Annotated in this window: 2 protein-coding genes and 1 pseudogene; all 3 read left to right on the top strand. The window is 74.4% G+C overall.

The annotated features are described in order from the left end of the window. The first annotated feature begins 25 nt into the window (after positions 1-25). The 3 genes and pseudogenes from QRX60_RS03875 (at position 26) to QRX60_RS03865 (ending at position 11,056) form a co-directional block, all read left to right on the top strand. On the top strand, positions 26-871 hold the full coding sequence (locus tag QRX60_RS03875; protein WP_285999421.1) for a nucleotide disphospho-sugar-binding domain-containing protein: 846 nt from the start codon (positions 26-28) through the stop codon (positions 869-871). A gap of 334 nt (positions 872-1,205) precedes the next feature. After that, positions 1,206-6,344, top strand: a pseudogene (locus QRX60_RS03870) (SDR family NAD(P)-dependent oxidoreductase); the annotation flags it as partial. Next, positions 6,329-11,056 (top strand): type I polyketide synthase, encoded by a 4,728-nt coding sequence (locus QRX60_RS03865; RefSeq protein ID WP_408630255.1) that lies wholly within the window; start codon positions 6,329-6,331, stop codon positions 11,054-11,056. The pseudogene QRX60_RS03870 and the gene QRX60_RS03865, both read left to right, overlap by 16 nt. Positions 11,057-11,063 lie beyond the last annotated feature (7 nt).

Raw genomic sequence — 11,063 nt, 5'->3', positions numbered from 1 at the left:
GGTTTCCTTTTCTGGAGTGGATCCCATGCGCGTACTCCTGGCCGCTCCGCCGTCGCCCGCGCGGCTGCACAACCTGGTGCCTCTCGCGTGGGCACTGCGGACCGCCGGCCACGACGTGAAGATCGCCGGGCAGGCGTCGTTCGTCGACGAGATCCTCAGTACCGGCTGCGTCGCCGTCGACCTCGGTACCGAGGACACGGAGTCCGCGGCGCTGGCCGAGTTCGCCGAGCTGTGGCGGCCCGACGTCGTGGTCGCCGACGCGCAAGCACCGGCTGCCGGCGTCGCCACTATCCGGCTGCTGGGCCCGCACGACGAGTCCGGCCCGGCCGACTTCGACACCGTTCCGCCGTCTCTGCGGGACTCCCCGGACGCCCGTCCGGTCCGGCACGTGCCGTACTTCGGTCCGGTCGTGGTGCCGGAATGGTTGCGCCGCAAGGCAAGGCGCAGCCGGGTGCTGCTGTCGCTCACGGACGCGACACTGGCCGGACCGGTGTTCGACGCCGTCACCGGCCTCGAGGCCGAGGTGGTCTGGGCGACCGATGCGGCGGAGATCCCGGCCGGCGTCACGATGCCGCCCAACGTCCGGCTGGTGGACACGGCACCCCCGGCGGCGCTCCTGCCGACGTGCGGCGCGGTCGTCCACGACGGTGACGCGTCCCTCGCCCTCGCGGCGGCGGCCCACGGCGTGCCCCAGCTTTCCCTGACGGAGACGGCGATCGGTGCGCGCATCGCGGCGGCCGGGGCGGGGTTCGTCGGCTCCGCCGACCGGATCGGGGAACTGGCTTCGCTGAGTGGCGCGGCGACCGCGCTGCGGGACGAAATCGCCGCGCTGCCCGCGCCGCGCGAGCTGGCCGCCGCCCTGACCCGCTGATCGTGGGGCTCGGGTAGCCGGTCTGCCGCGGCTGGTCGTGAGTGGGAAACAGGGGTAGAACACTGTTTCTCACTCACGACCCCGCCCCAGCCGTTGTCCCGCCCTGCTCCGCCCGGTCGTGTTGCGCCGCGCGAGCTGGCCGCCGCCCTGACCCGCTGATTGTGGGGCCGTTAGGGGTGGGACGGCACAAAGGACCTCGGTAGCGTTTTCGGCGTGGCACCTTCCACCCCTTTCGCGGTTAGGTGGTCGATTACGTGAGTACCGTTTTTCCTGCCATTTCCCGGCCGCGCGCCGGAACGGGGGTAATGGCGTGAGCGCCGAGAACGAGCGGAAGCTGCTCGACTACCTGAAGCGCGCGACCGCCGACCTGCGCGAGGCCAAGGGCGCCCTGCAGGAGGTCCGGCGGCGCGACACCGAGCCGATCGCGATCGTCGGCATGGACTGCCGCTATCCCGGCGGCGTCGCGAGCCCCGACGACCTGTGGGAGCTGGTCGCCACCGGTACCGACGCGATCGGTGCCTTCCCGGCCGACCGCGGCTGGCCGCTCGACCGGCTGTACGACCCGGCGGGGGAGCGGCCCGGCACCACGAACACGCGCGAAGGCGGGTTCCTCCGCGACGCCGCCGAATTCGACCCGGAGTTCTTCGGGATCTCGCCGCGCGAGGCGCTCACCATGGACGCGCAGCAGCGGCTGCTGCTGGAGACGTCGTGGACCGCGCTGGAGCGTGCGGGCATCGTGCCGGAAACCCTGCGCGGCAGCAGCACCGGCGTGTTCGCCGGCGTGATGTACCACGACTACCTCGGCCACGCGGCCGCCGGCAGCGTCGTCTCCGGGCGGGTCGCCTACGCTCTCGGGCTGGAAGGCCCCGCGGTCTCGGTGGACACGGCCTGCTCGTCGTCCCTGGTCGCCTTGCACTGGGCCACGCAGGCGCTGCGCCGCGGCGACTGCTCGCTGGCCCTCGTCGGCGGCGTGACGGTGATGGCCACCCCCGAGACGTTCGTCTACTTCACCGAGCAGCGCGGCCTGTCCGGCGACGGCCGCTGCAAGGCCTTCGCCGCCGGGGCCGACGGCACGGGCTGGGGCGAAGGCGCCGGCGTGCTCGTCGTCGAGCGCCTCTCCGACGCCGAGCGCCTGGGCCACGACGTCCTCGCGGTCGTGCGCGGCAGCGCGGTCAACTCCGACGGCGCCTCCAGCGGCCTGACCGTCCCCAACGGACCGGCCCAGCAGCGCGTGATCCGCCAGGCCCTCGCCACCGCCGGACTGTCCACAACGGACGTCGACCTCGTCGAAGGCCACGGCACCGGCACCAAGCTCGGCGACCCGATCGAGGCGCAGGCCCTGCTGGCCACCTACGGCCAGGACCGCGCCGCGGACCAGCCGCTGTGGCTCGGCTCGCTCAAGTCCAACATCGGGCACACCCAGGCGGCCGCCGGGGTGGGCGGCGTGATCAAGGTCGTGCAGGCCATCCGGCACGGGGTGCTCCCGAAGACCCTGCACGTGGACACCCCGTCGCCGCACGTCGACTGGTCGGCCGGGGCGGTGGAACTACTCACCGAGTCCCGCGCGTGGCCCGAGGCCGGCCGGCCCCGCCGGGGCGCGGTGTCCTCGTTCGGCATCAGCGGCACCAACGCGCACGTGATCATCGAGCAGGCCGAGCCCGTCGCCGAGGAGCGCTCGGGAGCCGAGGTCCCGGTCGTCGCCTGGCCGGTTTCGGCGGACTCCGCGGACGCCGTCGCCGCGCAGGCTCGGCAGCTCGTGGACCACGCCGGCGACTTGGCGGACGTCGGGTTCTCGCTGGCCACGACGCGTTCGGCGCTGGACCACCGGGCCGTCGTCGTCGGCTCCGACGCCGCCGAGCTGCGCGCCGGGCTGGTCGCACTGGCCGCGGGCGAGGACGCGCCGAACGTCGTGCGCGACCGCCGGGGCACCGGCCGGACGGCCTTCCTCTTCACCGGCCAGGGCGCCCAGCGCGCCGGCATGGGCCGGGTCCTCGCCGCGAAGTACCCGGTGTTCGCCGAAGCCCTCGACGCCGCCTGCACCCGGCTGGACCTCGACCGCGCGGTCTTCGACGACGCCGAAGCGCTGGCGCGGACCGGGTGCACCCAGCCCGCGCTGTTCGCGTTCGAGGTCGCGCTGTACCGGCTGGTCGAGTCCTGGGGCGTGCGCCCCGACCACCTGCTGGGGCACTCGATCGGCGAGCTGGCCGCGGCCCACGTCGCGGGGATCCTCTCGCTCGACGACGCCTGCACGCTCGTCGCGGCCCGGGCCCGGCTCATGCAGGCCCTGCCCGCGGGCGGCGCGATGGTCGCGATCCCGGCCACCGAGGCCGAGGTGACCCCGCTGCTGACGGCCGGGGTGAGCATCGCCGCGATCAACGGCCCCGGCTCGCTGGTGGTCTCGGGCGCCGCGGACGAGGTCGCCGCCGTCGTCGCGCACTTCGAGCGACCCAAGGAGCTGCGCGTCTCGCACGCGTTCCACTCACCGCTGATGGAACCGATGCTGGACGAGTTCGCGGTGGTGGCGGAGAAGCTCACCTACGCGAAGCCCGGAATCCCGATCGTTTCCACGGTTTCCGCCGGGGCCGACCTGGCTTCGCCGGAGTACTGGGTGGAGCAGGTCCGCGCGACCGTCCGGTTCGACGACGGCGTGCGGGCGCTCGCCGCCGAAGGCGTCGGGACGTTCGTCGAGATCGGCCCGGCACCGGTCCTGACCGCCGCCGCGAGCACCGCCCTCGACGACGAGACGCTCGCCTTCGTCCCGGCCCTGCGCAAGGACCGCGACGAAGCCCACGCCGTCGTCACCGCGGTCGCCGCTCTGCACGCCCGCGGGATTCCGGTGGACTGGCCGGCGTTCTACGCCGGAGCCCGCCGTGTCGAGGTGCCGACCTACGCCTTCCGCCGCACCCGCTACTGGCTGCCGGCCACCACCGCGACCGGCGACGCCGCGGACCACGGCCAGCAGCCCGCCGCGCACCCGATGCTCAGCGCCGTCGTCCGCGTCCCCGAGTCGGACACCGTCGTGCTGACTGGCCGGCTGTCGGCGGACACGGTGCCGTGGATCGCCGACCACGTCGTGCTCGGCACGGTCCTCCTGCCCGGCACGGCGTTCGTCGAGCTGGCGCGCGCCGCCGCCGACGAGGCCGGCTGCACCGGCATCGAGGAGCTGACGCTGCACGCCCCGCTCACCCTGGCCGAGGGCGCGGGCGCGGCGATCCAGGTCTCCCTCGAAGCCGAAGACGCCGGGCGACGGCGAGTGACCGTCCACTCGCGACCGGACGGCGAGGACGCCTGGGTCCGCCACGCCGAAGGGTTCGTGACCGCCGAGGCCGGCGCTCCTGCGTTCGACCTCACCGAGTGGCCGCCCGCGGGCGCCACCGAGGTCCCCCTCGACGACCCCTATGCGCAGCTCGCGGACCTGGGTTACGACTACGGCCCGGCGTTCCAGGGCCTGCGCGCGATGTGGCGCCGCGGCGAAGAGGTGTACGCCGAGGTCGTCCTCCCCGACGGTGCCGAGGCCCGCGAATACGGCCTGCACCCGGCGCTGCTCGACGCGGCGATGCACGCCCAGCTGCTCGGCCCCGCGCCCGAGGACGGCGAAGCGAAGCCGATGCTGCCGTTCTCCTTCAGCGGCACGACGTTGCACGCCGCGGGGGCGGCCGCGCTCCGCGTCCACGTGACGCCGACCGGCCCCGAAACCCTCACGCTGAAGATCGCCGACGCCGCCGGAAACCCCGTGCTGTCCGTGGACTCCCTGGCGGCGCGGGCGATCTCGCTCGACAAGCTGGCCCCGAGCTCGCTCTTCCGGGTGGCCTGGGAACCGGCCGCCGGGGGCACCCCGGCCACCGCACGGGTGCTCGAAGTGTCCACTCCGGACGGTGCGGTCCCCGCCGCCGCCCGGGCGGTCACCCGGCAGGTGCTCACCGCGATCAGGGAAACCCTGGCGGGCGAGGCCCGCCTGGCCGTCGTCACGCGCGGCGCGGTGTCGGTGCACGGCGAGGACGTCGACCCGGCCCTCGCCCCGGTGTGGGGCCTGGTGCGGGCGGCCGAGGCCGAGAACCCGGGCCGGTTCGTGCTCGTCGACGGCGAGGACGTCGAAGCCGCGCTGGCCACCGGCGAACCCGAAGTGGCCGTGCGCGACGGCAAGGTCCTGGTGCCGCGCCTGGTCGCGGCGACGCCGTCCGGCGACCTGGGCTGGAACCCCGAGGGCACGGTCCTGATCACCGGCGGCACGGGCGGGCTCGGCGCGGTCGTCGCGAAGCACCTGGTGACGAACCACGGCGTCCGGCACCTGCTGCTCAGCAGCCGTCGCGGGGCCGACGCGCCCGGCGCTGCCGAGCTGCGCGACGAACTCACGAGTCTGGGCGCCGAAGTCACGATCGCGAGCTGCGACGTCACCGACCGCGCGTCCGTGGCGGCGCTGGTCGAAGGTGTCGAGCTGACCGCGGTGGTGCACGCGGCGGGCGTCCCGTCCGCCGGCCGCGTCGAGAACCTCACCGCCGACGAACTCGACCGCGTCTTCGCCCCCAAGGTCGACGGCGCCTGGCACCTGCACGAACTCACGAAGGACCTCGACGCGTTCGTCCTGTTCTCCTCGGCCGCGAGCACGGTGCTGGCCGCCGGGCAGGCCGGGTACGCCGCCGCGAACGCCTTCCTCGACGAGCTGGCCCGCCACCGCCACGCCGAGGGCCTCCCGGCCACGGCGCTGGACTGGGGCGCCTGGGCCGAAGACGGCGGCATGGCCGGCGAACTCGGCGAAGCCGACTTCCGCCGCCTGCGCCGCCTCGGCACCCCGCCGATGGCGACCGCCGACGCGCTCGCCCTGCTCGACGCCTGCCTGGTCGCCGAGGACGCCGTCCTCGCGCCGGTGAAGCTGGACGTCGCGGCCCTGCGGTCCCGCGCGGACTCGCTGCCGCCGGTCCTGCGCGGCATGGTCCGGCCCGCGGCGCCCCGCCGGACGGCGGCGAAGAACGACGGCGCCGTCGCGGCCCGGCTGGCGACGCTGCCCGAGCCCGAACGCGAGGCGTACCTCCTGGAAGTGGTCTCCGACCAGGTCAAGGCCGTGCTGGGGCTCGGGTTCGTCGAGCCGGAGCGGGCCTTCCAGGAGATGGGGTTCGACTCCCTGACGTCGGTGGAGCTGCGCAACCAGCTCGGCGCCCTGACGGGCCTGAAGCTGACGGCGACGATCGTGTTCGACCACCCGACCCCGGCGGCGCTGGCGTCCCGGCTGCACGCGTTGCTGGGCCCGGGTCGCGGCCCGGCGGACTCGCTGCTGGCCGAGATCGACCGCCTGGAGGCGTCCCTGGCCGCCGCGGGCTCGCTCAACGGCTCGACGGCGAAGGTCACGGCCCGCCTGGACGCCCTGATGCGCAAGTGGACCGAGGCGAACACCGGCGTCGCCGAGACCGCCGACCTGGACGAGGCCACCGACGACGAGCTCTTTGCCGTGCTGGACGAGGAATTGGGCATCTCATGAGCAACGAGGACAAGCTCCGCGACTACCTGAAGCGCGCGACGGCGGATCTGCAGGCGGCCCGGCGCCGCGTGCAGGAACTGGAAGCCCGCAACGCCGAACCCATCGCCATCATCGGCATGAGCTGCCGCTACCCCGGGGACGTCCGGACGCCGGACGACCTGTGGGACCTGGTCGACCAGGGCCGGGACGTCATCGGGGAGTTCCCCGCCGACCGCGGGTGGGACCTCGAGGGCATCTACGACCCCACCCCCGACCGGCCCGGCAAGACCTACACGCGCCACGGCGGGTTCCTCTACGACGCCCCGGGCTTCGACGCCGAGTTCTTCGGCATCAGCCCCCGTGACGCGCGCCGCGCCGATCCGCAGCAGCGGATCCTGCTCGAAGCCTCGTGGGAGGCGTTCGAACACGCCGGGCTCGACCCGCACGCGCTCAAGGGCAGCCCGACCGGTGTCTACGCCGGCGTGATGTACCACGACTACAGCGGCGGCAGCCCCGACGGCAGCCTGGTCTCCGGGCAGGTCTCCTACACCCTCGGCCTCGAAGGCCCGTCGGTGTCGGTGGACACGGCGTGCTCGTCGTCGCTGGTCGCGCTGCACATGGCCGCGCAAGGCCTGCGGGACGGCGACTGCACGCTCGCGCTGGCCGGCGGGGTCGCCGTCATGGGCACCCCGGAGATGTTCGTCGACTTCAGCGGCCGCCGCGGCCTGTCCGCCGACGGCCGCAGCCGGTCCTTTTCGGACGACGCGAACGGGACGTCGTGGGCCGAGGGCGTCGGCGTCCTCGTGCTGGAGCGGCTTTCCGACGCGCGCCGCAACGGCCACCGCGTCCTCGCGCTGCTGCGCGGTTCCGCGATCAACCAGGACGGCGCCAGCAACGGCTTCTCCGCGCCCAACGGCCCGTCGCAGGTCCGGGTGATCGAGGCCGCGCTGGCCGACGCCGGGCTGTCGCGGTCCGATGTGGACGTCGTCGAGGCGCACGGCACCGGCACCGCTCTCGGCGACCCGATCGAGGCGCAGTCGCTGATGGAGACCTACGGGCAGCGCACCACCGGCGAGCCGCTGCTGCTCGGCTCGATCAAGTCCAACATGGGACACCCGCAGGCCGCGGCGGGCGTCGCGGGCGTGATCAAGATGGTGCAGGCGCTGCGGCACGGCAAGGCGCCACGCACCCTGCACGTCGGCACACCCTCGACGCACGTCGACTGGACCGCCGGCGCGGTCGAGCTGCTCACCGAGCCGCGTGCCTGGCCGGAGGTGGGCCGTCCGCGGCGGGCGGCGGTCTCGTCGTTCGGCGTCAGCGGCACCAACGCGCACGTCATCCTGGAGCAGGCCCCGGAGACCGACGTCGTCGAGACGCCGGAGCCCGCGGTGTGCCCGCTCGTGCTGTCGGCGAAGACCCCGGCCGCGCTGGCCGAGGCCGCCGGGCAGCTCGCGTCCCAGGTCGACGGCGACCTCGCCGACGTCGCCTACACCCTCGCCACCGGCCGCGCGAAGCTCGACCACCGCGCGGTGGTGCTGTCGGCGGACGCCAAGCAGGCCCTGGAGACGCTGGCCGCCGGCGGTTCGCGCCCCGACGTCGTCACCGGGACCGCCGACGTCCGCGGCAAGACCGTGTTCGTCTTTCCCGGCCAGGGCTCCCAGTGGACCGGCATGGCGCTCGAGCTGATCGAGCAGTCGCCGGTGTTCGCCGCGCGGATCGCCGAATGCGACGCCGCTTTGCGGGAGTTCACGGACTGGTCGGTGCTCGCCGTGCTGCGCGGTGAGCCCGGCACCCCGCCTGCCGACCGCGTCGACGTCGTCCAGCCGATGCTGTGGGCCGTGATGGTCTCGCTGGCCGCCGTCTGGCGCGCGCACGGCGTGGAGCCGGACATGGTGATCGGGCACTCGCAGGGCGAGATCGCCGCCGCGAGCGTCTCGGGCGCACTGTCGCTTCAGGACGGCGCCCGCGTGGTCGCGCTGCGCAGCAAGGCGATCAGGGACGTCCTGGGCGGCCGCGGTGGTGGCATGCTCGCCGCGGGGCTGCCCGCCGCCGAGCTGCTGACCCGCCTGGACGCCTGGGACGGCCGGATTTCGCTGGCCGCCGACAACGGCGCCACCTCGGCGGTGCTGTCCGGCGACGGTGAGGCCCTCGACGAGCTGCGCGACCAGCTCGTCGCCGAAGGTTTCCGCGCCAAGCGCGTGCCGGTGGACTACGCGTCGCATTCGGCGCACGTCGAGCACCTCGCCGACCGCCTCCTGGAAGACCTCGGCCCGATCACCCCCGGCGCCGGCACGGTCGCGATGACCTCGACGGTGACCGAAGAGCCGGTGTCGGCTCTGGACGCGAAGTACTGGTTCACCAACCTGCGCACCACGGTCCGGTTCGCCCCGGTCGTCGCGAAGCTCGCGGAGGCGGGCTACACGCGGTTCATCGAGGTCAGCCCGCACCCGGTGCTGGCCATGAGCATCCAGGAGACCCTCGACGAGGGCGGGCACAGCGGTTCCGTCACCGGGACCCTGCGCCGCGACGAAGGCGGCCTGACCCGGTTCGCGACGTCGCTGGCCGAGCACTCGGTCCGCGGCGGCGCGGCGGACTGGGCGTCGTTGGTGCCCGGCGGGCGGATCACCGACGTGCCGACCTACCCCTTCCAGCACAAGCGCTTCTGGCTCGAAGAGGACGCCGCCACGACTCCCGTGACCGGAGCACAGGTCGCCGACCAGGACTTCTGGCAGGACGTGACGAGCGGCGACGTCGACGCGCTCGCTTCCCGGCTCGGCGTGGAGGCCGCGCCGCTGGCCGAGGTCGTCCCGGCCCTGGCCGCGTGGCACGGCCGCCGCACCGACCTGTCCACGGTGGAGTCCTGGCGCTACCGCGTCTCCTGGGCGCCGGTGAGCGTCACGGGCGGGCTGGCCGGCACCTGGCTGGTCGTCGTGCCCGCGGACGTCCCCGCGGCGGCCGAGCTGGCCGACGCGCTCGCCGGGCAGGGCGATGTCGTGCGGGTGATCGCCACGGCCGACCGTGAAGCCCTCGCCGGGCTGGTCGCCGAGGCCACCGCCGTGCGGCCGTTCGACGGCGTCCTGTCGCTGCTCGCGCTCGACACCCGCGAACACCCGGAACACCCCGCGCTCAGCACCGCCGTCGCCGCCACCCTCGCGCTGCTGCAGGCACTGCGCGACACCGGCGTCGACGCTCCCACCTGGGTCGTCACCCGCGGTGCGGTCGCGGTGGACGCCTTCTCCGACGCCGACCCGGCCGCCGCGGCGGTGTGGGGCCTCGGCACGGTCGCCGCGCTCGACCTGCCTGCCACCTGGGGTGGCCTGGTCGACGTCGAAGGCCCCGCCGACGCCGCCCGCCTGGCCGCTGTGGTGTCCGGTGTGGACAGTGAGGACCAGGTCGCGATCCGGTCGTCCGGCGTGTTCGCCCGCCGCATGGTCCGCGCTCCGCTCAAGGGCACCGCGCAGGAGTGGAAGCCGCGGGGGACGGTCCTGGTCACCGGCGGCACCGGCGCGGTCGGCGCGCACGTCGCCCGGTGGCTGGCCGGCCGCGGCGCCGAGCACCTCGTGCTCACCAGCCGCCGCGGGCTCGACGCCGAAGGCGCCCGTGAGCTGGCCGAAGAGCTGGGCGCAACGGTGGTGGCCTGCGACGTCTCCGACAAGGAGCAGCTGCAGGTGCTGCTGGCCGAGCACCCGCCGACCGCCGTGGTGCACGCCGCCGGTGTCCTCACCGCCGAGTCGCCGCTGGTCGACGTCACGCCCGCGGAGTTCGCCGCGGCCACCCGTGCCAAGGTCACCGGCGCCGCGCTGCTCGACGAGCTGCTCGGCGACACCGAGCTGGACGCGTTCGTGCTGATGTCCTCCGGCGCTGCGGTGTGGGGCACCTCCGGCCAGCCCGCCTACGCCGCGGGCAACGCTTATCTCGACGCTCTCGCCCGGCGCCGCCGCGCCGCGGGCCGCACCGCGACCGCGGTCGCCTGGGGTTCCTGGGGCGGCGGGGGCATGGTCGACGCCGAGGCGAGCGACCTGCTGCGCCGCATGGGCCTGGCCGAGATGGCGCCGGAGCTCGCCGTCGAAGCACTGGGCCAGGCGCTGGACCACGACGAGACCCACCTGGTCGTCGCGGACATCGACTGGGCCGCGTTCGCGCCGGTGTACCAGCTCGCCCGCCCGCGGCCGCTGCTGCGCGCGCTGCCCGAGGTCGCCGAGGACAAGACCGAAGCCGTCGAGAACACCGGCGACCTCAAGGCGAAGCTGGCCGCGCTCACCCCCGCCGAACAGCAGCGGACGTTGCTGGAGCTGGTGCGCGGCGAGGTTGCCGTGGTCGCCGGCTACGACGGGGGATCGGCGGTCGAGCCGGCCCGCGCGTTCAAGGAGCTCGGCTTCGACTCGGTGACCGCGGTCGACCTGCGCAACCGGCTCGGCGCCGCCACCGGGCTGAAGCTCCCGGCGACCGTCGCCTTCGACCACGTCAACCCGCAGGCGCTCGCCGAGCACCTGTGGACCCGGCTGGGCGGCGGCGAGGCCGCGGTCCCGCTGGAAGTGGAGCTGGACCGGCTGGAGGCCGTCGCGTCCACTTTGGACGCCGCCGGGATCGACCGGTCCCGGATCGTCGCCCGGCTGCAGGCGATGGTGACCACCCTGCACAAGACCCTGTCCGGCACCAAGTCCACCGACGTGCTGGAGACCGCGACCACGGATGAGCTGTTCGCCCTCATCGACAACGAGCTCGGCGCCTGAGAGGTAT

Origin of the sequence: Amycolatopsis mongoliensis (genome assembly GCF_030285665.1) — a bacterium.
Taxonomy (GTDB): domain Bacteria; phylum Actinomycetota; class Actinomycetes; order Mycobacteriales; family Pseudonocardiaceae; genus Amycolatopsis; species Amycolatopsis mongoliensis.
The sequence above is the reverse complement of the archived record's forward strand: the minus strand, read 5'-3'. Positions and strand labels throughout refer to the sequence as shown.